Origin of the sequence: Rothia uropygialis, from assembly GCF_004137765.1 — a bacterium.
Taxonomy (GTDB): Bacteria; Actinomycetota; Actinomycetes; order Actinomycetales; family Micrococcaceae; genus Rothia.
In genome coordinates this window covers 76,591-100,309 of the sequence record NZ_NOIS01000003.1, presented here as the reverse complement: position 1 = coordinate 100,309, position 23,719 = coordinate 76,591, and the positions used below count along the sequence as shown (strand labels likewise).

Here is a 23,719-nt window from a genome sequence, read left to right as displayed (position 1 = left end):
TCCACCCGTCCCATGGTAATCGAGCCGATAGCCTTCCGGACGCTTGTCCACAGGCGACTGGCCGCCCCAGAATCAATCCGAAGCGGACGATCGCGAAAGAGAAATGTCCAGGCCCTGCTCAGCGACTATTTGAAGGACATTTTCCATTGTGCTTTCGTGTCCGTCACCTTGACCTGGACCAGAATATTGGCCTCGTCCTTGGTCGCGTCGGGGAAATTCACATTCGCATTGTTGCCCTTGGTGACGTTTTCGTGGAATACCGAATCCCCTTTGAGATCGTATGCTTCCACCTCGAAGGAATCATCGCCCAGGTTCTCGAAGGTCGCGGACTTCTTGGGTCCTTGGTACACGAATGCGACGGTTCCGTTGCTCTGCATCGTCTTATCGCCTGCCGACTTGATGGCATTGCCGTCGTAGACCTTGATCTCCCATTTACCGTCCGTGGCATCGACGTCGAATCCCTTGGGGTTTCCGTAGAGGCCATCCATATCGATCCAGCTGGAACCGGAGGTCTCGTCGATGTCATTGGCGTACAGTCCGGCGTCCTCGCCCTTGTTATCGAGTCCCCACAAGGCGAAGTTCGAATCACCCTGGTACCAGTACTCGACGTAGTAGACCTGCCCGTCCTCGAGCTTGTCCGTTTTGACCTTCTGAGAGCCTTCCCCGGTGAACTCCACGACGGGGTCGGCGTCATTGGCCGGAATATTGACCTGCTCGGGTCGCATCCCCGACGGCCCGTCGCCCGAAGCGGAAGCCTTCGGAGAGCCGGTCGCGCTGTCGGAGGCATGGCCGGATTTCGACGCAGAGCTCGATGTCGCCGCATTCGTCTCCCCTGAATCCTGCGTGTTACCGAAGACCCCTGTCAGAGCGAGAACCAAACCTATGACCAGGACGAGAAGAATAGCGCCGATGATCGAAAGAATACCGGCCGGGGACGCAAAGAAGTTCTTTTTGCGAGGAGTCTGATTCCACGGATTGCTGTTCCATCCGCCTCCTTGCGGAGGCGGAGTTCCCTGCCCCTGAGTCTCCCAACCGCCGGGTTGCTGCTGCTGGTACTGGCGTGTGGGAGCCGGCCCTTCCGTCTGATAATTCCCTGCACCATCGGCCTGCGGGGATCCCCAGTCATTCTGCGTGGAAGCGGGAGCTTGATCGCCCTGATGCTCGTCGCGCGGTTGTGACTGGTCCGGTTGTGGTGCCTGCCGCGGTTCGTCAGGGATGAACGATGGGTCCTCGGGGTGTGCCGAAGGGACAGGATTGCCGTTCTCGTCGGTCCAGAAAATCCATCCTTGCGGCGCCGGCCCCCAACTGGGATCCGGGCGCCATCCTGGATCCGGGGACCAGCCTTCCGGAGGCTGAGGCCAATGGGGCGGAGGATTGAATCGAAGTGCCATGAGGACGATTCCTTAGTAAAATTATGTGATTGACGATTCAATTGTGACACGAAGTTTCAAAGAATGCTGATAACTCGTTTGGCGAAAATTAGGTCTTCGCTGAATCATGCGGAATTATTTGACGGTAGCTCCAGAGAGCCAAAAGGTGATGAATTGATGTCAACTGCCCGGTTCAAGCCCCACGTCACTTCTCTGCCGCGAGCGCATAGGGTAGAGAGCATGGAAGAACCCGCATCCACCTCGCGATCCTCGACGAACCCGGAAATACCTGATGCGCCGAATGACCGGCAGTGGGGCTCGAAGGCCTATCCCGCGGGGCCTGATGCCCGGTCGATTGACGAGGCAGGGAGCCTCGAGGCTGCTCACGCATACAGGGTCGCGGGCGCGCCGCGTCTCAATGATGTGCCTCTCTCGCCATTGCCGTATCACCGGCTCTGGCGAGCCGATCCTTTTCACGGGTGGTGGAAACCACTGGTCGAGTTCTGCATATCGGGCCCTCTTTATTTCGTCCTCGCGCTAGTCATTTCTATACCTATGTTCCTGTTGCCTTTTGTGAGCGGTTCTGAACCGCTCACGCTGGGTCCGAACGGTTACCCGGAGGGGATGTTTTCCCACCCGGTGCTTTTCCTGTTCATGTTTCTCAGCATTGCGGTCATGGCGCCCTGCGTCCTCTTGGCGAGGCTCATCATGGGTCCCAAGCCGCTGGGCCTCCTGTTCTCGGTTGCCGGAAAGCTGCGGTGGAAGTGGCTGGCGACGTGTTTGGGACTTGGTCTTGCTCTCTTTGTCATTTTCCAAGGACTGAGCGTCTGGGTCTCGGCGGCATCCGGCGCGGAACCGGTTTCGGCAAGTTTCGACCCGGCCACGGGCTGGTGGATACTGGCCATCATCCTGATTGTGGTCCCGTTGCAATGCGCTGCCGAGGAAATGGCGTTCCGAGGATTTCTCATGCAGGCGGTGGGACGCTGGCTCAAACATCCGATCTGGGCCGTGATCCTGCCCGCGCCTTTCTTCGTTCTCAGCCACGGGTATGGGCTCTGGGGGTTGCTCAGCGTCGGAATTCTGGCCGTGATCGCCGGAATCCTGTGCATCGCCACGGGCGGTTTGGAGGCCTCTATCGGTCTGCACGTCAGCAACAACGTGACCACTGTTTTGCTCGGACTTTTCGGTTTCGCAGACCCTTTCGGGGCGGTCGACCCAGGCCCCATGGACGCCCTCGTGACTCTTGTGGTGGACGGGCTCTACGCCGTTCTCGTGCTCTGGGCATCGCGCCGTCGCCACCTCACCACTCGCCGTAACCCCGCCACGAGCTGGCCGGCATGGCCAGCCTGGGCATTGCACAATGCCGGGGCACGAATTCCCGAGGCCTCGACACACATGATCCCCAGGAGGACAGCATGACCGAACACAGCAACTCGCTGACCACTTTCGACCCCGCCGCAAATGCCGAGGATCTCGCGGCATTCGTTGCGGCGTCGCCCTCGTCGTATCACGCGGTTCGAGAGGCTGCCCGTCGTCTGGACGCGGCAGGATTCGATGAGCAAGCAGAAACCGCGGACTTCAACCCGTCCCCCGGCGGGCGCTACATCATTCGAGATGGCGCGCTCATCGCCTGGTACACGCCGGAAGCTGCGACGTCGAGCAGCGGATTTCGCATCGTGGGAGCGCACACGGATTCGCCCTCGTTCAAGCTCAAACCCAAATCCTCGATCGACCGTTTCGGATGGCATCAGATCGGTGTCGAGGTCTACGGCGGCGCCCTGCTGAACTCGTGGCTCGATCGCGAACTGTGTCTCGCCGGGCGCCTCACCACACGGGAGGACGGCCTGATCAGCGAGAGGCTCGTGACCACCGGCCCGGTTGCCCGAATCCCTCAATTGGCGATTCATCTCGATCGGGGGGTCAATGACGGTCTCAAGCTGGATCGGCAGACCCATGTCCAACCCATTTGGGGCGCGGGGGAGGCTCCCGGCGACGTGCTCGCCTACGTGGCCTCCCACGCCGTCGACGGTGAGGCCATCGACCCGGAGACGATTCTGGGTTATGACATCGTCCTCGCAGATACCCAGCCTCCTCGGGTATTCGGGGCGAACGGCGAATTCCTCGCGTCAGGACGTCTCGACAACATCTCCTCGGTCCATGCAGGCGTCGAAGCCCTGACCCGTGCTTCCGCTGGTGAGGTCGACGGGGACAAGACTCTGGTGTTGGCCGCCTTCGACCACGAGGAAATAGGCTCGACCTCCCGCTCCGGGGCGGCCGGGCCCATCGTGGAAGACGTCTTAGTGCGAATCTCTGGAAGTCGCGGTGGTGGCGCCGAAGACTATCGTTGCGCTCTCGCGAATTCTGTGTGCCTTTCCTCGGATGCCGGACACCTCGTTCACCCGAACTATCCCGGGCACCATGATCCGAACAACCAACCGCAGCCGGGAGCCGGCCCGCTCCTCAAAATCAACGCGAACCAGCGTTACGCAACGGATGCCGTTGGTGCCGCGATCTGGGCCCGGGCATGTACGGACGCAGGCGTTGAGTACCAGGAGTTCGTGTCCAACAACGATGTGCCCTGTGGATCGACCATCGGACCGATCACTGCCACCCGTCTGGGAATCCGAACCATCGACGTCGGCCTGGGGCTGCTTTCGATGCACTCCGCCCGGGAGATGTGTCACGTTGGCGACCTCGCGGCTCTTGGCCGGGCGCTCGAGAGCTTCTACCGGGTCGAGTAAGCCTGCTCGGCGCGTCTACAAACGAACGCCGTGGGGCTCCCCTCCGATTCAGGAGGCCCCACGGCGTCGTAGCTAGGCGTGTCGGTCAGTCCTTGGGGAAGCTCGCCGGATGAGCCCCGGCCATTTCCTCCACCACTCGAATCACCTGGCACGAGTAGCCGAACTCGTTGTCGTACCACACGTAAACGACCACGGAATTGCCGGAAACAATGGTGGCCAAGCCATCCACGATGCCGGCTCGGCGTGATCCCACGAAGTCGGTCGAGACGACCTCGTGCGAATCGGTGTAGTCGATCTGCTTGCGGAGCGTCGAGTTCAAGGACATATCGCGCAGATATGCGTTGAGAGAGCTCTTGGACTCCGGTGCCTTCTCGAGCTGGAGGTTCAGGATCGCCATCGAAACATCCGGGGTGGGGACCCGAATCGCGTTGCCGGTCAGCTTGCCCTGCAACTGGGGAAGAGCCTTGGCAACGGCTTTCGCCGCGCCGGTCTCTGTCAGAACCATGTTCAGCGCAGCCGAGCGGCCACGTCGATCGCCTTTGTGGAAGTTGTCGATGAGGTTCTGGTCATTGGTGAAGGAGTGAACCGTCTCCACGTGACCGTGTGAAACGCCGTACTCGTCGTCCAGAACCTTGAGGACGGGTGTGATCGCGTTGGTGGTGCAGGATGCGGCGGAAATGATCTTGTCATCGGCGGAAATGATGTCATCGTTGACGCCACAGACCACGTTTTTCAGACTTCCCTTGCCGGGAGCCGTCAACAGAACCTTCGCGACTCCCTTGGACTTGAGATGCTGAGACAGTCCCTCTTCGTCGCGCCAGCGACCGGTGTTGTCGATGACGAGGGCATCCTCGATTCCGTATTCCGTGTAGTCCACGGTGGCCGGGTCCGAAGAGTAGATGAACTGGATGGGAACACCGTTGGCGGTCACGACGTTGGTGTCCGGATCGACCTGAATGGTCCCGCGGAAAGCGCCGTGCACCGAGTCGCGGCGCAGGAGCGAGGCTCTCTTGAAGAGGTCCTGATCTCCGTTCTTCCGGACCACCACGGCGCGGAGGTTCAAACCCGAGCCCAGCCCTCTTTCGACGAGGATTCGAGCCAGCAGACGCCCGATTCGCCCAAATCCGTAGAGCACGATGTCCTGACCGTGGTGCTCTTCCTGACCCTGCCGACCGACGACCTCGGAGAGTTGCTCACGGAGCCAACCGTCCACGTCGGTGTCGTTCCCTTGGGTCTTGTGCAATTTGTTGAGCCGAGCCAAGTCGACCGACGCGGGGCCGAGCTCGAGTTTGCTCAGAGCTTCCACGAGCGGGAATGTCTCTTCAAGGCTCAACTCGACCGTATCGATCTGACGAGCCCAACGGTGGGCTTTGATGATGTCCGTGACGGATTGGTTGAGGAGGCTACGGCCATGAATATTGACGACCACGCGGTTCTCGCGATGCAACCGCCCAATCAGCGGAATCATGGCTTCGGCAAGTTCTTCGCGGCGGGACCACTCGGTGGGGGTGACAGGGCTGGTCACTGTTTGACCTTCACTTTCTCGCCCAGGGCTTCACTGACCCGGACGTGATGTTTGAACGCATGCATGTGCTGAGCATTCTCTAGCGTAGATGATCCGAGGGATCGTTTTTTGTGAAATGTGGGGTTTGGGGGCAGAAAACAACGTGGTGCCGGACACACTGATTTTTCGATATATTCACGCCCGACGTCGGTCATGGTTGTTTGGCGCGAGGTCTCGGTAGACTGAGGTCATGTTAACTGTGATCGGCGAGGCCCTCGTAGACATCGTGAAGAAGGAAGGCGCCATCCCCAGGACCCACCCAGGTGGCAGTCCGCTCAATGTCGCCGTGGGTCTCTCGCGGCTCGACCATCGCACCCGATTCATCGGAAGGTATGGTCGGGACGAACACGGAAACGTCATCGACGAACACCTTCGGAACTCCGGTGTCGAACTGCCTGTCGAACCAGACGACGCACCGACCTCGGTGGCGGAATCCAACCTCGGCGAAGCAGGCTCGGTCTCGTATGATTTCCAGCTGGAATGGAACCTCGAAGCGGCCCGAGACCACATCGAAGATCTCCTGGCGGAAACCGACCTGTTGCACGTCGGCTCAATCGGGGCCATGCTCGAACCCGGTGCCTCAACGGTCCTGGACGCCGTACGGCTGGCAGCGCCACACGCCCTGATCTCCTACGACCCCAACTGCCGTCCTACGATCATTCCTGACTCCGCCCAAGCCAGAAGCTGGGCCGAGTCCGTGGTTGCCAACGCGGACGTCGTCAAGGCCTCGGACGAGGACCTGTTGTGGCTATACCCAAATCGAACCGTCGAAGCGACCGCGCGGGCTTGGCTCGAAGCCGGGGTCGGACTCGTTGTGGTGACGCGAGGCGAGTGGGGCCCGTGGGGCATCACCCGCGCTACCGGCCCGGAGGGGGTCCGGGTCGTTCCGCCTCACGTGGAGGTTGCGGACACCGTCGGTGCAGGAGATTCCCTCATGGCTGCTTTGCTGTCTGCCTTGATCGACCGCGGAATATCGGGCAAAGGAACGCGCGCAAAACTCGATGAGCTCGGCGCGGATGACTTGCGCACCGTGCTGAACAGTGCAGCTCGTGCGGCCGCGATCACCGTCTCGCGGGAAGGCGCGGATTTGCCCACCCGTAAGGATTTGGAAGAGTACGAGAAGCCAGAGAAGGAGAACGAAAATGCTGGATCGTGAACCGTACGCTGCTCTGCCGCAGCTCCCAGGATTCAACCTGACCTCGACCGACGTTACCGACAATCAACCCTTGGGCCTGGATCAAGCCTCCGGCGCGATGGGTATTGAGGGCGGAAAGGATACCGCCCCGCATCTCGCCTGGTCAGGAGCCCCGGAAGGCACCAAGAGCTACGTCGTGACCTGTTTCGACCCGGATGCTCCCACCCCCTCAGGTTTCTGGCATTTGTGTGTGTCCAACATCCCCGCGAACGTGACCGAGTTGAAGACAGGCTGGGCCGCGGAGGAGATCGCGGGAGCCATCAAACATCTCAACGACGGAGGAAACCGTGAATTCACGGGTGCGGCACCGCCTCCAGGGCATGGCGTCCACCGTTACATCTTCTGTGTGACCGCTGTGGATACCGAGCAACTGGACATCGACGAGAGCGCGAGCCCCGCCGTGGTCAATTTCAATCTCTTCTTCCACGGCATCGGTCGGGCGTTCTTGACCGGCACGTACGAGGTCACCGAGTGATCAAACTGATCGCAACGGATCTGGACGGGACCGTTCTCGGGCCCGACTTCAGATTTCGCGATCGCACCCTCGAAGCGTTGCGTGCGGCCCGGTCCGCGGGTGTCGAAATCGTCTACGTCACCGGGCGGCCGCATCGCTGGATCGAGCCGGTTCGGGAGCAGCTCGAATATGAATCGGTGGCTATCTGTTCTAATGGCGCGGTGATTTACGACGTCGCCCAGGGTGAAGTCCTGCATGCCGAAACAGTCCCGACAGATATGATTCTGGACCTTCACGCCACATTGCGCGAGACGCTGCCAGGCGCTCATTACTCGGTTGAGACTTTGGCAGGGGTCGTCTCCGAGCCGGGGTGGCCGCAAACGAATCTCCTCGAAACCGGGCAGCGCACCATCGGGCCTCTGGGCGAGCTGCTGACCGCGGACTCCCAGATCATCAAATTCCTGGTCAGGGACGAATCCATGGATCCGCGGACTTTATATGAAACGGTCCAGGACAAAGCCAAGAACCAGGTATCCGTAACTCACGCAGTCGCGAATATGCCTCTGACGGAAATAGGGCAGGCCGGGCTCTCGAAGGGCCGTACTCTGGCCCGATGGTGCGCGTCCGAAGGGATCGCTGCAGACGAAGTCGTCGCATTCGGTGACATGCCCAATGACACGACCATGCTTCAATGGGCCGGCCGAGGCTACGCGATGGCCTCCGGGTGGCCGGAAGTGATCCAAGAGGTCGGAAGAACCTGCCCTGCCTTCGAGGAAGACGGTGTCGCCCAAGTTATCGAGGAGCTGCTCGAACGTGGGTGACCGTCTGCGAGGAGAACCGGTCAGGATCCTTGCCCATCGCGGCTTGGCGTTGGATACGGACGAGAATTCCTTGAGTGCCTTTCGCGCCGCCGCCGCTTTGGGGATTCAATGGGTTGAAACGGACGTCAACACCACCTCGGATGGCGTGGTCATGGCTATTCATGATCCGGACCTCGAGCGAGTCGCTGGGACTAGTGGCTACGTTACGGCGATGGATTCAGAGGATCTCGCGACGATCCGGTTGCGCGCGGGGGAACATGTTCCGACGATGGTCTCGGCCCTCGAGAAATTCCCAGAGCTACGATTCAACGTCGACATCAAGGACGAAGCCTCCGTGCTCGCCCTGCCCCGGGCCGTCAGTCGGGTTGGGGCATGGGACCGAGTGCTGATCGCGTCCTTCTCCGAATCGAGACGCCGCAGGGCACTGCGTCACGTCCCAGATGGCGTTCCCTCGAGCGCAGGTTACACCGGAATTGCAGTGTTTCGGCTGGTCAGTGCCCTTATGCCGCTCAGGGTATGTGTGAAGGTCTGGCCTTGGGTGCGCAGAGCGATAAGTCCGTGGGTCGCCCGCTTCGAGGCTGTGCAGATCCCGGTCTCCCAGAAGATCGGCCCCTTCAAGATTCCGGTCGCGGAACGGCGATTTGTCGAGGCCGCGCACGCTTGCGGTCTGCGTGTGGACGTTTGGACCATCGACGATCCGGAAGAAATGAAAAGGCTCGTGGCCCTTGGAGTTGACGGAATCGTCACGAACCGGGCCGACTTGGCGAGGGACGTTGTCGCCGGCATCTGACGCTGGGGAGCTTGCGTTCCGGTAGGGCTGCCCGCGGCAGCTGAATGACCGACAAAGGAGTCTTTCCGGGTGCCGGTGGCGTCGTCATCGGGATCTGCCTTGTTCGCCGACCGCCGCAAACTGTCGCTTTTTCTTCGAGCACGTGCACACCATGGCTGCGATATAGGACTCGTGAAGGAGTAACGCTATGGAGTACACCCGTCTAGGCAATTCCGGCCTGTACGTGTCCCGCGTAGCACTTGGAACCATCCCCTATGGCCAGGGTGGAGGATTCGAGAAGATCTCCGGCTTGGGCGTCGAAGAAGCCAAGAAACAGCTGGACGAAGCGTTCGGTCGTGGCGTCAATTTCCTCGATACCGCGAATATTTACAATGGCGGCGATTCGGAGAAAATTCTGGGCCAGGCCCTGGGCAAGAAGCGCGACGAGGTCGTCTTGACCTCCAAGGCCCGCACCTCGATGGGCGATGGCCCCAACGATTCCGGCGCGAGCCGCTACCATCTGACCCGGGCCGTTGAGGACAGTCTGACGAGACTCGGGACCGATCATCTGGATTTGCTGTATATGCACCAGTGGGACGGGCAGACCCCGATCCGGGAGACCATCGAGACCGCCAACGAACTGATTCGTTCCGGGAAAATCAGGTACTGGGGCGTCTCCAATTACAGCGCATGGCAGCTGACCAAGACCGTCTATGAGGCCAAGGCCTTGGGGCTGAACCCGCCGATCGAGCAGCAGGTCTACTACACACCTGAGGCGCGGGAGATCGAATACGAGATTCTGCCGGCCGCTCGTGATCTAGGAGTAGGTACGTGGGGTTGGTCGCCTCTGGGCGAGGGCCTCTTGAATGGCAAAGTTCGACGCGGACAGGAAACCCCATCGGACACGAGGCAGGGCGCCGGTTGGCCGGAACCCCATGTCACGGACTGGGAACGTGCCTATGACCTCATCGAACTCTTCGACGACATCGCTGGCGACTTGGGATGGAGTTTGCCCCAGGTGGTCATCGCCTGGATCATGGGACGCCCGGGGATTGACGGTGTCGCGATTGCGGCACGCGATTTCGGCCAGTTCACGGAGGACCTCGACGCGGCCGAGTTGACTCTGCCGGCTGAAGCGCGCGAGCGTATCACCGAGGCGTCGCAACTGCCCGCATACTACCCGCTGTGGCACCGACTCATGAACGGTATGGATCGTCCCGAGCCGGCTGATCGCGAGTTCTTCGAGGAACAGCGAAAGCACGTGCTGGGGGAGTAAGCGAGGGGAAGCCCGCCGGGTCGCGCGACGCTCCCGCCTCACACGCGATGTCGGTTGCTGCCGCGCTTTGGGGAGATAGAACCCTGTCAAGGGGCGTTATCCACTTCTGGGTCTGCGCCTGACCAACACTAACCCAGCGGCGAGGGGTGTTCCGTAGCGTCCGGATCGAGTGGGTCGCTTCCGACCGACCGGCGACGTCGGGCAATGAACGCCATGAGGTGATACACCACCAGTGTGGTTCCCGTGCCGAGGGCGATTCCCGCGAACTGCAATCCGAAGATGTCCCACGTGTAGTCCGCGATACCCACGATCAGGGCTACGGCCGCAGTCGTGAGGTTGACCTGATTGGAGAAGTCCACGCGGTTCTGAACCCAAATGCGTACGCCGAGCATGCCGATCATTCCGTACAAGACGGTCGCGGCGCCTCCGAGGACGCCTTCCGGCACGGTGGCTACCGCCGCGCCGAAGACCGGCATCACGGAGAGCAGCAGTGCAAACATGGCAGCGACCCAGTAGGCCGCGGTCGAATAGACCTTGGTGGCGGCCATGACGCCGATATTTTCGGCATAGGTTGTGGTGCCGGATCCTCCACCCGTGCCCGCGATGGTCGTCGCCAATCCGTCGGCCATGATCGCGCGACCGGCGTAGTGGTCCAGGTTGTTCCCGGTCATCAAGGCCACGGACTTGACGTGGCCTATGTTCTCCGCGACCAGAACGAGAACCACGGGCACAAACAGGCCGGCCAGAGCCAGATGGAACTCCGGAGCATGAAACTGCGGCAGCCCGAACAGGCCCTCGGAATCCCAGGCCTTCTGAATAGAACTGAAGTCGACCTCACCGCGAACTATTGCCGTGACGTATCCGATGAGCACGCCCAGCAGAATCGACAGGCGACCAAAGATACCCCGGAAAAGCACCGAGATCAGAATGATCGATCCGAGCGTCACCAAAGCCGTTACGGGTGCCTTCATGAAATTCTCTTTGGCGGACGGCGCGAGGTTGAAGCCGATCAATGCGACGATCGATCCTGTCACGAGTGGCGGCATCAACGTCTGGAGCCATCCGGTGCCCGCGATTTGGACGATGAGCCCAATAACAAACAGGGTCAGTCCGGACATGACGACGCCGCCGAGCGCACCGCCTGGTCCGTATTGGTTCATGGCCGCACCGATCGGCGCGATGAATGCAAAGGAGGAGCCCAAGTACGAGGGCACACGACCAGCCGTGAGGAGCAGGAACAGGATTGTGCCGACCCCGGAAAAGAACAGCGTGGTTGCCGGAGGAAAACCGGTGAGCAAGGGCACCAGGAAAGTGGCGCCGAACATCGCAACGACGTGCTGGGCGCCGATGCTGATGGTGCGTCCCCATGCAAGGCGTTCCTGCGGTGCCACCACCTGACCTGGGGCGACATGTTTTCCGTCGCCGTGAAGCGTCCATCTGAGCCCCATTCTCTGGGCAGTCGAGTCGGATGGGGGTGCAGAGCTCACGCTGACTCCTGGATGAGGTTCGATTATCGACTTGCGGGCCCTTGCGTAGGCATCGGTCGACGCCGGGCTTCATCAATTCTACGTAGTCGTAGAGGGCAGGAACGGTTGGCCGCACTCTGTGCCTCGGGGAAATGAAATAGGTCTAACCGAGGATCTCCTCGGCAAGTTCCGTCAGCTCGGGGGTTTCGCGGGCCTTTTGGGCGGCGCGTTCCAGGGCGGCATCGTGCGTGGGCTTGGCCTCATTGAGGGTTTTTCTGCCGCTCGGCGTGAGTTCGGTGTAGATGCCGCGTCGGTCGTCTTCGCACAAGATCCGGGTCAGAAGGCCGCGGTCTTGGAGGCGGTTGACGAGCCGTGTGGTCGCGCTGGGAGACAGGGCTGCGGCGCGCCTGAGCTGGGACATGCGCATATGCCATCCGTCTTGTCGGCTCAAGGCCTCCAGGACGTTGTACTCGACCACCGACAGCTGGTGCTCGGAATCGAGATCCTTCTCCAACTCGCCCTCGATCAGATGGTGAAGCGCCGCGAGTCGGAGCCACCCTTGGGCACGGATTTCGAGGGCATCGTTACTGATGGACATGGAGCCATGATACCAAGAGGTTGCAATATCGGGCGTCTGCAACTAGTTTTGCATACGCCGTTGTTTGCATACGCCGTATAAACGCTCGTACAACTCAACGCGGCATTCATTGCTCCCCACGTGAGGTATCCCCATGAAAAATATGCCCTTAGGCCTCCTGGCGCTGGCGATTGGAGGTTTTGGCATCGGCCTGACCGAATTCGTGATTGCCGGCCTTCTGCCCGAGGTTGCTCAGGACTTCAGCGTCAATGAAGCGAAGGCTGGAGGCCTGATCTCCGGCTACGCTCTTGCCGTTGCTGTGGGAGCGATCGTATTGACTCTGCTCCTGAATACCGTGCCGCGGAAGGTTGCTCTCCTGGGGCTGCTGATTCTGTTCATTGCCGGCAACCTCATATCTGCCCTGGCCGGAACCTACAGTCTGATGCTGACCGGCCGAATTCTGGCGGCCCTTTGTCATGGTGCATTCTTCGGTATCGGTTCCGTGGTCGCCGCATCAATGGTTGCACCATCCAAGCAATCCGGGGCGATAGCCCTCATGTTTGGCGGGTTGACAACAGCAAACGTCCTCGGAGTTCCGTTAGGGACCCTGGTGGGGCAGGCCTTCGGGTGGCGTTCCACATTTTGGATCATCACGATGATCGGGATCGGTGCATTTGCTGCCATCGCCGCGCTCGTTCCGGCCATGCCTTCAACGAGGCCTCAGGCGAACTCCGTCGAGCGCAATGAATCCGCGTCCGTCCGGATTCGGCGAGAACTGTATGCCTTTACACGCATACAGGTTTTGCTTTCCCTTCTCGTCACCGTTCTCGGATTCGGCGGAATGTTCGGCGCCTTCACCTACATCTCGTACATTTTGACCGGCGTATCCGGGTTCCCGTCGGCCTGGGTTCCGTGGCTGTTGGTTGCTTTCGGGGTGGGGCTCTTTGCCGGCAATCTCTACGGGGGTCGTGCGGCGGATCGCAACAATCACGTGACGATCCTGACCGTGCTCGTTGCCCTGGTGATCGTTATGTCTCTCTTCGCCCTGACGGCACAGTTCAAGGTCACCGCGGTGCTGTTCCTGATGCTGATGGGTCTCTTCGGTTTCGCAATCGTGCCAGGGCTGCAGAATCGAATTCTTTCCCATGCCGGTGACGCCCCCACTCTCGCGTCTGGGGCCAACATTGCGGCTTTCAACATAGGCAACGCCATGGGCGCCTGGCTGTCCGGGATCGGAATCTCTTTGGGGTTGGGATACGCGTCTGCGTTGTGGATAGGGGCCGGATTGTCCCTGGTAGCCGTGCTCGTTTTTGCCATCTCGATCGCATTGCCGGGCGGAAGGCCTCAGAAACCGGCGTCGGTCCCAAAGAGCGACGTTGTGGGCGCAGTCTCCGGGCCGCGATGAGGGAAGCGCTGTGGAGCCCTTCCGGATGAACGGAGCGGAAAACGCAGAGGGTGGGGCTCTCGAATGAGAGTCCCACCCTCTGGTGAGCTGAGAGCAACCTACTTGAGGCCGCGCATCATCCTGAGGATCGGTTTGCGGACGAGCCACAGAATCACGCCGGCTACGACGCTGATGAGGCCCATCGTCAGGAAGTAAGGCACTTCCGCCTGTTCCGAGTAGAACTGAGCAAGCCAGCCGGAAAGGGCGGTACCCATTGCGACCGATGTCCAGTACCACGCCATCATCTGAGACTTGTGTGCCTCAGGGGCAAAGCGCGTGGTCGCGGACGTCCCGGTCGGGGAAAGCGTCAGCTCCGCAACCGTGCAGACGAACAGAATCAGCACGAGCCACCACAGGCTCACGATGTGATGTCCGGCCGGCAGCAGGAAGATCAGGAATGCGACGCCCACGCCGATCATGCCCAAGGAGAACTTGGTGACGGTGGATGGCTGGCGATTGCCGAGCTTGGTCCACATGGTCGCGAACACTGTTCCCAAAAGAATGATGAAGACCGGGTTGATCGACTGGAACATGCCCGGCTTGAACTCCAGCCCGAACAAATGCCAATCGAGACGGCTATCCGAGTAGACGGCCATGACCGTGAACTGCTGCTGGTATAGGGCCCAGAACACTGCGTTGCCGATCCACAGCGGGACAAAGGCCAGAACCCTCGAATGTTCGGTCTCGCTGGTCTTGTTGCTGCGAATCAGGATCGTGCCCAGGACTATCGCCCCGAGCAAGGTGATTCCGATGACCCAGTTGGAGATGTTTCCTGGCGTGATGAGACCCGTGAGGCACAGAACCAGGACGATCAGAACGGCGACGAGAAGACCGCCGACGAACATGCCCTTTTGCCGGCTGTTCGCCGGATTGTTGACGTGGTGGACCGTCTCGGGAAGGTTCTTGCGGGTCAACATGTACTGCAGAAGACCCAGGGCCATGCCGATCGCGGCTAGCAGGAACCCGAAGTGGAAACCGAGGATGCCCCAGCCGGTATTGGTGAACAGGGGTCCCACGAGGGCGCCGATATTCACGCCCATGTAGAAGACCGTGAACCCCGCTTCGCGGCGCATGTCCTTCGTGTCATAGAGGGAGGCGACCAGGACGGACGCATTTGTCTTGAGGCAGCCCGAGCCCACGGCGATCAGCACGAGGCCGATGATCACACCGGCGAAGTTGGGGATCAGGGACAGCGCGAGGTGCCCGAACATAATGGCAATCGCGGAATAGAACAGGGTTCGTTCGGGGCCGAAGACTCGGTCGCCCAAGTAGCCGCCAAGAATGGCCATGAGGTAAACCATGCCGCCGTATGCGCCGATGATCCCTGTGGCTGCGGCCTGATCGAGGCCGAGGCCGCCGTCCGCGGCCGAGTAGTACAGGTAGTAAACGAGGATGCCTTGCATCCCGTAAAAGGAGAAACGCTCCCACATCTCAACAGAGAAGAGATTAGCGAGCATTCGGGGGTGGCCGAAGAAGGTCTTGCCGCTCGGATTCCGAGGGTCTACCTCCGTGCCTTCAGCGACGTGACTAGACATCGGATAGCACCGTTCGTAGATAGGATTTTAAGTATGCCGTCCGCAACTCTAACCCCAAAGTGTGAAGCGGCGCATACTTAGCTTTGGTATGAGCCTGTGTGGGATCCGGCGGGAGCCGGGGCGATCACCGACCGCCTGCGCCCACACGACGCCATTTCGTTGGCTCATAGTCATCAAGATTTTGGATGACGATGAGCGACTATGTGACTAGCATCATGACTATGAAGAGCACGAGACAGCTCATCAAGGAACTCAGGGCATCGGGCTCGGAATCGACCGAGGTCGAGGTCAAATCCGGCCTCCACGGCTTTCCCAAGTCCGCCGTGGAGACAATGAGCGCGTTCGCGAACGGAACCGGCGGAACCATTCTCTTCGGCCTCACCGACAAAACGTTTCGCCCTGTCAAAGGTTTCGACGCGCAACGCGTTCACGACGCGGTGTCCAATGCGGTCAGGGCCAAGCTCACGCCGCATCCGGCCGTCGAGCTCTCGGTCGAGGAATTCGAGGGCATCAGGGTCGTCAGGGCCGATGTCGAGGAGCTTCCGTACTTCGACAAGCCCTGTTTCGTGGCTAGCAAAGGAGCGTACGGGGGCTCGTATATACGGATCGGCGAAGGCGACCACAAGCTCTCCGAGTACGAGGTCACGCAATTGCGGGACAACCGCGTACAACCCGGCTACGACCGGGAAGCTGTGGAAAACGGGAACCAGGAGACGCTCAACGCCCAAGCCGTCGACAACCTTCTCGAGAAAGCCTGCGCGCGCACCCCCGCCGCCTTCAGCGGGGTCGAGCCTCGGATCGCTCTCAAGAGGCTCAACGTTACGCACGAATCCACACGTCGGGCCCGGCCGACGCTCGCCGGTCTCCTGGCTCTCGGCGTGTATCCCCAAGAGTTTTTTCCCCAGCTCAATGTAACGTTCGTGGCGGTCCCGGGGACATCGCTCGGTGAGGTGGACGCGGGCGGCGTCGCTTTCACGGACAACCAGTCGTTCAACGGGCCCATTCCAACGCTGATCACCGCCTCGGTAGACGCTGTGCGGCGGAACTCGAATCGAGCGGCGATCATCACGGGTGCGGGCCGGAGGGATGTTTACGACTTCCCCGACGTCGCCGTCCGAGAAGCTATGACCAACGCCCTCATGCATCGGGATTACAGCCCTTATGCTCGCGGAATACAGGTCCAGATGGAGCTGTATTCGGATCGTCTGGAAATACGCAATCCCGGGGGCCTGTACGGCGGAATCCGGGTCGAGGAGCTAGGGCGTGTTTTCACATCGTCGTCGCGCAACGCGGCCCTGGCGAAATTGCTCGAAGAAGTCGAGATGCCCCGAACTGGGACGTCGGTCTGTGAAAATCGTGGGTCAGGTATCGCCCGCATGGCGTTCGCGATGGAACAAGCTGGCCAGCCAGCGCCGGAGTTCCGAGTGACGCCAACCTCGGTGACCGTGATACTTCGTCTGGCACCGGTTCGTTCCTCGAGTTCCGTACCCCACTCGCAGCCGCGTACGGAAGTTCACGAGCGCGCCCGGATAGCGCTCAATGCCGATTCGCATGAGCAGGAGCTCATTGAACTCATGGCCCGGCGGAGCGCGCCGATCACGAGTCAGCGCATTCAGGACGCTCTGTGCCTCTCGCAATCCGCAGCCAACCGTCTCCTGAAGAAGATGATCGACGCGGGAAAGGTCCTGCCGACTGCCCCGCCCCGCAGCCACCGCAGAAGGTACCTGCTCGCGGACGGGGCGAGGGGCAGATCAGATGGGAACGCGCGACGAATTATTGGCGGGAAAGCACGACCTTGACCTCACCACGGGTCGCGGGGCTGGCGAAAAACCCATATGCCTTCCCGATCTGATCGAGAGCAAAGCGGTGCGTGACCATCTTCCGGCCGTCTCCGCCTTAGCTGAGGGCTCCGTCGACCAAGGCTTTGGCTTCCTTCTGCACCTCGGCCAAATGCTCGTCACCCTTGAAAGATTCCGCGTAGATCTTGTAGACGTCCTCGGTCCCTGACGGGCGGGCAGCGAACCACGCGTTTTCCGTGACGACTTTCAGGCCGCCGATGGGTTCTCCATTTCCAGGTGCCTCGGTCAAAGTCGCGGTGATGGGTTCTCCTGCGAGCTCGGTTGCGGTGACGTCCGCGGCGGAAAGCTTTTTGAGCTTTGCTTTTTGCTCTCTGTTCGCGGGTGCGTCGATGCGCGCGTAGCTGGGTGAACCGAACTCCTCCGTCAGCTCCGCGTAACGCTGAGACGGGGTCTTGCCTGTGACCGCCGTCATCTCCGCCGCCAACAGGGCCAGGATGATCCCGTCCTTGTCCGTTGTCCAGACCGAGCCGTCTTTTCTCAGGAAGGAAGCACCGGCGGATTCTTCACCCCCGAAGCCCAGAGAACCGTCCATGAGGCCGGCGACGAAGAATTTGAAGCCCACGGGAACTTCCACCAAGGGGCGGTCCAGGGATGCGGCGACCTTGTCGATGACGGATGAGGAAACCAGGGTCTTGCCGACGCCTGCGGTCCCCGGCCAGTCAGGTCGGTGGCTGTACAGATAGTCGATGGCGACCGCCAGATAGTGATTGGGGTTCATCAGCCCTTCGTCCGGGGTGACGATTCCGTGCCGGTCCGAATCGGCGTCGTTCCCGGTCGCGATGTCGTACTTGTCCCGCGAGGAAATCAGGGAAGCCATGGCATTGGGCGACGAGCAGTCCATGCGGATTTTCTCGTCCCAATCCAGGGTCATGAATGACCATCTGGGGTCGACCTCGGGATTGACCACGGTCATGTTGAGGCCGAATCGCTCCGAGATAGTGATCCAATACTCGACGGCGGCCGAGCCCATGGGGTCGGCGCCGATGCGCAACCCCGAATCGCGGATCGCTTCGAGGTCGATGACCTCGGGAAGCGCCGAGACGTAGGAGGTCATGAAATCGAAGCGCCCGGTCGTGTCCGCAGCTTTGGCCCGTGCCAGCGGCAACCTCTTGACGCCCGCGAGATCGTTCTCGAGGAGTTCGTTCGCGCGATTCGCAATCCACGATGTCGCGTCCGAATCCGCAGGTCCACCGTGCGGTGGATTGTATTTGAAACCGCCGTCTGTGGGTGGATTGTGGCTCGGGGTGATGACGATGCCGTCCGCGCGCTCTGCCGAAGGCTTCGCGTTGTGCGTCAGTATCGCGTGGGACAGGGACGGAGTGGGAACGTAGCCGTCGTTGGAATCCACTAAGACGTGGACTTCATTGCCTGCCAGAACTTCCAAAGCAGTCTCTTGGGCCGGACCGGACAGCGCATGGGTGTCACGGCCCATGTAGAGAGGACCCTTGTAGCCCTGACCTGCTCGATACTCGACAATCGCCTGTGTGATCGCTGCGATATGAGCCTCATTGAACGACGCTTTCAAAGAACTGCCGCGATGGCCTGACGTGCCGAATGCGACACGCTGGTCAGGATGTCCCGAGTCCGGGACGACCGAATAGTAGGCGTCGGTCAATTCCTTGAGATCAACAAGGTCTTGTGGTTGAGCGGGGGTTCCTGCGCGGTTAGCCATGACTTAAACCTATCCCGAAAAAGCTGAGCTGGGGCTACGAGGGGCTTATCGCCTCACCGTCCACACCCGGCTGGTTCTTACGCCTCGACCGTCACCGGCGGCCGATCAGTCCTCGTCTGCCCGACGCCGGTTGCGGTGGTTGCGCGTCCGGCGTCGGGCAGATGTCCTGATTCCTTAGGACAAGCCCTGGGCATGGAGCGCACGCTGGCGTTGGGCCAGGAATTCACGTTGCTCGGGTGAATCGGCGGCGTCTGCGGCGGGCCGATTGAAGGCAGCGCGGGTCGAGCCGTCGATCAGGCGTGCGGCCGCGCGGGCGGTGCGCTCATCGAGATCGTATTCAGGGTTGAGACCGACGACGTCCATCATGGCCATCTTGCCGCTCGCGGCGACGCGTCGGACCACTTCTTGGACGACGATCATCGGGACGCCGAGGGCGGACGGCGCGCTGACTCCAGGCGCCTGGTATCCGGGAAGAACGTCGAGATCAACACTGAGATAGACCAGATCCAGGTCTGCCAGCTGCTGGTCGACGAAATCGAGGACGTTCTGCATGCGGCATTCGGCGCACTGGTCATCCTTCAGGTAGGAGACGTTGAGATCCTGGGCGTGCTCGAATTGCGCTCGTACGTTATCAGCCTCGCTGACTCCGAGAACGCTGTAGCGGAACTCGCGCTCGGACTTCTTCTCATCCGTGATGATTTGGCGCAGTGCAGTGACCGCCGTGGGCTGGGGAGTGTTGCGAATCGCGAAATGAGAATCGAGGCTAATGACGCCCCATTTTTTCACCTCGTCGAGAGATCCGGACGAGACAAGCCCCTGATATGCCGCATAGGTGGTCTCGTGCCCTCCGCCCAGGACGACTGTCAGGCTGTGCTCCGGGATGAGCCGGCCGAGCTGTTCCCCGGCCTTGGCCTGAGCCTCTTCCATGTTGTGTCCGTCCACGGTGACGTCGCCGCGATCATGGACGATTTGTCCGCCATGAAAGGCCAACTGAGCCAGCGCATGCCGAATGTGGAATGGCCCTTTGGCCGCACCCGGGCGCCCCTGGTTGCGAATGGTGCCCTCGTGGGAAGCAAAACCGAAGATCGCCAGACCTTTGGCCTCGTCTTCCTTCTGTATCTTCCCGGCGTACACCATGTGGTGCCAACGGGTGTGGATTGCTCCCGGACCCTCGTCGCGTCCCATCCAAGGTGTTGTCTCCATGACCAGTTCCTCTGTTTTGAAATTTTATGTAGCTTGATCCCACACATAACACCCGTGATCATGAACTTGGCAAGCTTATGTCGCATGTCGTCCCGAATCTTGGGACGACCGGTCGCATTTCCGCGATCTGGGACGGTTGTGGATTTCTTCGTGAGCCTTCCGACGTGGGCGGTAAGTTAGATAAGGAAGAAGCGAATACGGGCGGATCGCCGCCTCGAGTGAGGAGAAACCATGGACGAGAACGTTCCCAACGTGAAGGTCGAGGAGATCCCCGAGGGCGCCAAGATCCTCGATGTCCGCGAAGACTATGAATGGGAAGAAGGGCACATCGAAGGGGCTCAGCATCTCCCGCTGGACCAAGTCCCGGAACGGTATGGTGAGGTCCCCCTGGATGAGGACGTCTACGTCATCTGTCGGAGCGGAGGCCGTTCGCTGCGCGCGACCGCCTACCTCAACCAGTACGGATTCGACGCATTCAACGTGGTCGGTGGTATGGGTGCATGGCAGGACGCCGAGAAGCCCATGGTCTCCGAGAACGGCCAGACGCCGCAGGTTCGGTAGTCAGGCATTCACATATGAAGTACACATATCTCGGCCCCGAGGGCACGTTCTCTGAGGCCGCACTACTTTCCGTCCCCGGCTCGGATGCCGCCGAACGCATACCGGCCACGTCCGTTCCGGCCGCCCTGGCCATGGTCCGCGAGGGCAAGGTCGACGCGGCGATGGTCCCGATCGAGAACTCCGTAGAGGGCGGAGTCACGGCAACTCTTGATGCCATCGCGGACGGAGATGACTTGCGCATCGTACGGGAGGTGCTGGTCCCCATCCGCTTCATCCTCGTTGGCGCCCCGGGACTGACGCTCGACGAGGTCCGAGTGGTGTCGACGCATTCCCACGCTTGGGCGCAGGTCCGGAAATGGATGGGTGAGGCGTTGCCCAATGCTGATTACGTGCCTTCGAGCTCCACGGCCGCGGCAGCCGTCGCGTTCCTCGACCAGGACAACCCGGGGTATGAAGCTGCGGTATGCTCGCCGATTGTCGCCGAACAGCATCCGGAGCTGAACCTGCTGGCAACAGACATTGGGGACAACGCCAATGCGATCACCCGATTCATTCTGGTGACCACGGCCCATGACGGCCTGCCGACCCCTGAACCCACCGGGGCGGATAAGACCACCCTGGTCATCCCGCTCCCCGAGGACCGTGCGGGCGCGCTGATGGACCTCTTGGAACAGTTCGCGGCGCGAGGGGTGAATCTCTCGCGCATTGAATCGCGGCCGACGGGGCAGTCCTTGGGTTCATACTTCTTCTCCATCGACGCCGAAGGCCACCTGGACAACCTGAGAATGCGCAACGCCCTGCGTGGCCTGCATCGGGTATCACCGGGCGTGAAGTTTCTGGGTTCGTATCCTCGCGCCGATCGGAAGGAGCCCCTTCTCGATCCGCATCATTCGGACGAAGCTTTTTCCCGTGCAGACGAGTGGGTAGACAACCTCTGACGCGCCGCGGTGACGAGACGTCACCCGCAGAGTCGCCGTCGAGGGAATCTGTGGGCGTTTGACCCGTTCCGGTGGATACTGAACACTTAAGGTCGAAGAATAGAAGGGGAAACCACATGCGAGTTACCGGTTGGTTGCAGGCTGGCATCATCATGCTTGTCCTGGGCATCTTCGTGGGAGCTTACGGGGTCGGCATTTGGGCGCTCGCTCTGGGCCAGGACACGGATGCGGACAGCGGGGCCAAGATCGCTTCGCCCATCATGATGCTTGCCTCCGTCCCCCTCCTCGTTGTCGGCCTCGGTATGACCATCTCCGGGATCTTTTGGGAAAGGCATGTTTTCCGCGAAGCGCTGGTGGCCCGAAGGCAAGAAGCGGAAGCCGCATCTTCTGTCCGGTCTCGCCCGGAATAACCGGAATAAAGTGACTAACTCACCGTAGGGTTGACGAACCGCCTCCAGTTCAAACGGGACTGTCCCAGAGCGCTTGTCTTTCGGAGGTTCGCCAAACTGCGGAACGGTGTGATGTTCTCCGGGTAGGTGTTGACGGCCAGGACAGCCGGTCGGACCTCGGCCACCAGGCGACCATAGGTGCCGATCAGGTCGCCGTCGACCTCTACCGGTTGCGGACTGCCTCCGAAGTCCAGTACGACTTTCTTCCCGTGAAGATGCTCGATGACCGGAAGACCGTTTCTTTTCCGCGTGACAACCTGTCTGGTCAAGGACACCCACCCGATCAGGTTGCGGGGGGTCAGCAAGATGACTTCGAGAAGGCCGTCGTCCGCTGAGGAGTCCGCAGCCAGATGGAGACCCGCCGTGATTTCCCCGCAGTTGGCGACGAGCACTGCGCGAATCCTCCTGCGGATCGGTTCATCGTTGTCGATCTGGATGGCAACCGGACGTCTGACGGAGACCAAATTGCGCAGACCGGCCTCGACGTAGGCCAGCCACCCCAATCTCGACTTCAGGTCGTCCTTGGTGTCGGTCATGATTTGGGCGTCGAAGCCCGCTCCGCCCATGACCAGGTACGACAGCTCTTCATGGATCCCGTCTTGCCGCGTCGCTCGAAGACCGATCATGTCGATGCGTCGCGGCCTGCCGTGGAGCGCCGTATCGATGCAGGAATGCAGATCCGAGATGCTCATTTCCAGGTTGCGTGCGAGCAGATTGCCAGTGCCCAACGGCACGATCCCCATCCCCGTCGTGGTGCCCTCCAGGACGCCAGCCACCTGGCGGACCGTGCCGTCCCCACCCATGGCAATGACGAGATCACAGCCGTCGGTCACCGCCTGTTCGGCCATACCGCGGCCGGGATCTTCCGTCGTCGTCTCGTAGAACTTCGGTTCCGGCCAGTCGATTTTACGAGTTGCGTGTGCCAGAGCATCGCACGAGAAGTGTGCGAGCGACTTCACCGGGTTGTACACGACACCGACCTGACGTGGGCTCCCCGGTTCGAGGCGGGGGCGCCACGGCACGGGCTGGGTTAGTACAGGGGGCCGCCCGCGCCACGACGTGACGACGCTGGCGGCAGCGGCGGCGGCCAGGCTCAGGAAGCCCACCACACCTAGGGCTTTTCCGGAAGGTCGCATAATTTCCAGGTTACCGGTCCTGAGCGCGATTCAGCCGGTGAGCCAAGTGATTACGAACCGCGGGCCACTCGTCGCGCACGATCGAATAACTGCAGGTATCCCGGATCGAGCCATCCTCCATACGCCGGTCGTTGCGTAGCACGCCGTCCAGTTGCGCTCCCAAACCTTCGATCGCTCGGCGGGACTGTCGGTTCAGTTTATGGGTTTCGAAACGCACGCTGATGCACTTGAGGGTTTCGAAGGCATAGGTGAGCAGGAGCTTCTTCGACTCGATGTTCATCCCGGTCCGTTGCGTCGACGCGGCATTCCAGGTGTACCCGATATCGACCCTCGGCGCGCTCCAGTCAAGATCGTAATAGCTCGTCATGCCAGTGATCTTTCCGTCGGCGAGACGGCGGGCCGCGAAAGGGATCATGGCCTTGTTCCGCTGGAGCTCGAGACGCCGGTGGATCTCCGACTCGATGCCTTCCGGACGGGGTACCGAGGTGTACCAAAGGTTCCACAGCTCGCCGTCGCGGGTTGCCTCCTGAAGATCCTTGCAGTGGTCGAGGGAAAGCTGTTCGAGCTGGACCGACGTGCCCGTGAGCGTAGGCGCGCCCAGGTCGGTTGGAGGCGTTGGGATGGTGTCGAATTCCGTCATGGCCCTACCGTATCGGGTGACCAGTTCGGAGCATCGTTATCCACAGCGA

At 60.9% G+C, this 23,719-nt stretch carries 21 protein-coding genes; 12 read left to right on the top strand and 9 right to left on the bottom strand.

Annotated elements, in window-relative coordinates; all coding sequences use genetic code 11:
* Nucleotides 1–125 precede the first annotated feature (125 nt).
* Nucleotides 126–1,391, bottom strand: coding sequence for a hypothetical protein (locus EWV35_RS13265; protein ID WP_129659917.1), 1,266 nt, complete (start codon nt 1,389–1,391; stop codon nt 126–128).
* Nucleotides 1,392–1,610: 219 nt separating this feature from the next.
* Here EWV35_RS13265 and EWV35_RS07250 point away from each other — a divergent pair, with 219 nt between their 5' ends.
* Nucleotides 1,611–2,789, top strand: a complete 1,179-nt coding sequence (locus tag EWV35_RS07250) for a CPBP family intramembrane glutamic endopeptidase (RefSeq protein WP_165168433.1) — start codon at nt 1,611–1,613, stop codon at nt 2,787–2,789.
* Nucleotides 2,786–4,111, top strand: a complete 1,326-nt coding sequence (locus EWV35_RS07245) for a M18 family aminopeptidase (protein WP_129659911.1) — start codon at nt 2,786–2,788, stop codon at nt 4,109–4,111. Before EWV35_RS07250 ends, EWV35_RS07245 begins: the two co-directional genes overlap by 4 nt.
* Before the next feature lie 85 nt (nt 4,112–4,196).
* On the opposite strand, the gene EWV35_RS07240 is transcribed toward EWV35_RS07245, so the two are convergent.
* On the bottom strand, nt 4,197–5,636 hold the full coding sequence (locus EWV35_RS07240; RefSeq protein ID WP_274542950.1) for a glyceraldehyde-3-phosphate dehydrogenase: 1,440 nt from the start codon (nt 5,634–5,636) through the stop codon (nt 4,197–4,199).
* Between the two features lie 229 nt (nt 5,637–5,865).
* Between EWV35_RS07240 and EWV35_RS07235 the strand changes: the two genes are divergently transcribed.
* From EWV35_RS07235 to EWV35_RS07215, 5 genes are all read left to right on the top strand, one after another.
* Nucleotides 5,866–6,831 (top strand): carbohydrate kinase family protein, encoded by a 966-nt coding sequence (locus EWV35_RS07235; RefSeq protein WP_129659908.1) that lies wholly within the window; start codon nt 5,866–5,868, stop codon nt 6,829–6,831.
* Nucleotides 6,818–7,345, top strand: a complete 528-nt coding sequence (locus tag EWV35_RS07230) for a YbhB/YbcL family Raf kinase inhibitor-like protein (protein ID WP_129659905.1) — start codon at nt 6,818–6,820, stop codon at nt 7,343–7,345. Before EWV35_RS07235 ends, EWV35_RS07230 begins: the two co-directional genes overlap by 14 nt.
* Complete coding sequence (locus EWV35_RS07225; RefSeq protein ID WP_129659902.1) at nt 7,342–8,145, top strand: HAD family hydrolase; 804 nt, start codon at nt 7,342–7,344, stop codon at nt 8,143–8,145. The genes EWV35_RS07230 and EWV35_RS07225 overlap by 4 nt, the downstream gene beginning before the upstream one ends.
* Nucleotides 8,138–8,935, top strand: a complete 798-nt coding sequence (locus tag EWV35_RS07220) for a glycerophosphodiester phosphodiesterase family protein (protein WP_165168431.1) — start codon at nt 8,138–8,140, stop codon at nt 8,933–8,935. The genes EWV35_RS07225 and EWV35_RS07220 overlap by 8 nt, the downstream gene beginning before the upstream one ends.
* A 187-nt stretch (nt 8,936–9,122) precedes the next feature.
* Complete coding sequence (locus EWV35_RS07215) at nt 9,123–10,190, top strand: aldo/keto reductase (protein WP_129659896.1); 1,068 nt, start codon at nt 9,123–9,125, stop codon at nt 10,188–10,190.
* 128 nt (nt 10,191–10,318) lie between these two features.
* On the opposite strand, the gene EWV35_RS07210 is transcribed toward EWV35_RS07215, so the two are convergent.
* Together EWV35_RS07210 and EWV35_RS07205 are read right to left on the bottom strand one after the other, a co-directional pair.
* Nucleotides 10,319–11,638 (bottom strand): uracil-xanthine permease family protein, encoded by a 1,320-nt coding sequence (locus EWV35_RS07210; protein ID WP_129660950.1) that lies wholly within the window; start codon nt 11,636–11,638, stop codon nt 10,319–10,321.
* A gap of 181 nt (nt 11,639–11,819) precedes the next feature.
* Complete coding sequence (locus tag EWV35_RS07205) at nt 11,820–12,254, bottom strand: MarR family winged helix-turn-helix transcriptional regulator (protein ID WP_129659893.1); 435 nt, start codon at nt 12,252–12,254, stop codon at nt 11,820–11,822.
* Between the two features lie 142 nt (nt 12,255–12,396).
* On the opposite strand from EWV35_RS07205, the gene EWV35_RS07200 reads away from it, so the two are divergent.
* The gene (locus EWV35_RS07200; RefSeq protein WP_129660947.1) at nt 12,397–13,638 is read left to right on the top strand and encodes an MFS transporter; all 1,242 of its coding nucleotides are present in this window, start codon (nt 12,397–12,399) and stop codon (nt 13,636–13,638) included.
* A gap of 98 nt (nt 13,639–13,736) precedes the next feature.
* Here EWV35_RS07200 and EWV35_RS07195 read toward each other — a convergent pair whose 3' ends face one another.
* Nucleotides 13,737–15,212, bottom strand: coding sequence for a peptide MFS transporter (locus EWV35_RS07195; RefSeq protein WP_129659891.1), 1,476 nt, complete (start codon nt 15,210–15,212; stop codon nt 13,737–13,739).
* A gap of 221 nt (nt 15,213–15,433) precedes the next feature.
* On the opposite strand from EWV35_RS07195, the gene EWV35_RS07190 reads away from it, so the two are divergent.
* A complete protein-coding gene (locus EWV35_RS07190) occupies nt 15,434–17,011 on the top strand; it encodes an ATP-binding protein (protein ID WP_165168429.1) in 1,578 nt (525 codons plus the stop codon).
* Nucleotides 17,012–17,108: 97 nt separating this feature from the next.
* Here the strand turns inward: EWV35_RS07190 and pgm are convergent, their stop codons facing one another.
* Both pgm and hutG read right to left on the bottom strand, forming a co-directional pair.
* Nucleotides 17,109–18,743 (bottom strand): phosphoglucomutase (alpha-D-glucose-1,6-bisphosphate-dependent), encoded by a 1,635-nt coding sequence (pgm, locus tag EWV35_RS07185; RefSeq protein WP_129659885.1) that lies wholly within the window; start codon nt 18,741–18,743, stop codon nt 17,109–17,111.
* A 174-nt stretch (nt 18,744–18,917) separates the two neighbouring features.
* A complete protein-coding gene (gene hutG, locus EWV35_RS07180) occupies nt 18,918–19,946 on the bottom strand; it encodes a formimidoylglutamase (protein ID WP_129659880.1) in 1,029 nt (342 codons plus the stop codon).
* A 231-nt stretch (nt 19,947–20,177) separates the two neighbouring features.
* On the opposite strand from hutG, the gene EWV35_RS07175 reads away from it, so the two are divergent.
* The 3 genes from EWV35_RS07175 (at nt 20,178) to EWV35_RS07165 (ending at nt 21,855) form a co-directional block, all read left to right on the top strand.
* Nucleotides 20,178–20,507: a rhodanese-like domain-containing protein gene (locus EWV35_RS07175; protein WP_129659877.1), complete on the top strand. Its 330-nt coding sequence runs from the start codon at nt 20,178–20,180 to the stop codon at nt 20,505–20,507.
* Nucleotides 20,508–20,521: 14 nt separating this feature from the next.
* On the top strand, nt 20,522–21,445 hold the full coding sequence (gene pheA, locus EWV35_RS07170) for a prephenate dehydratase (RefSeq protein WP_129659874.1): 924 nt from the start codon (nt 20,522–20,524) through the stop codon (nt 21,443–21,445).
* A 116-nt stretch (nt 21,446–21,561) separates the two neighbouring features.
* Entirely contained in the window at nt 21,562–21,855 is a 294-nt protein-coding gene (locus EWV35_RS07165; RefSeq protein ID WP_129659871.1) for a hypothetical protein, read from the top strand.
* Nucleotides 21,856–21,869: 14 nt separating this feature from the next.
* Here the strand turns inward: EWV35_RS07165 and EWV35_RS07160 are convergent, their stop codons facing one another.
* Complete coding sequence (locus EWV35_RS07160) at nt 21,870–23,030, bottom strand: diacylglycerol/lipid kinase family protein (protein ID WP_129659868.1); 1,161 nt, start codon at nt 23,028–23,030, stop codon at nt 21,870–21,872.
* Nucleotides 23,031–23,040: 10 nt separating this feature from the next.
* Nucleotides 23,041–23,670 carry a GNAT family N-acetyltransferase gene (locus EWV35_RS07155; protein ID WP_129659865.1) on the bottom strand — a complete coding sequence of 210 codons (630 nt, stop codon included), beginning with the start codon at nt 23,668–23,670 and terminating at the stop codon, nt 23,041–23,043.
* Nucleotides 23,671–23,719 lie beyond the last annotated feature (49 nt).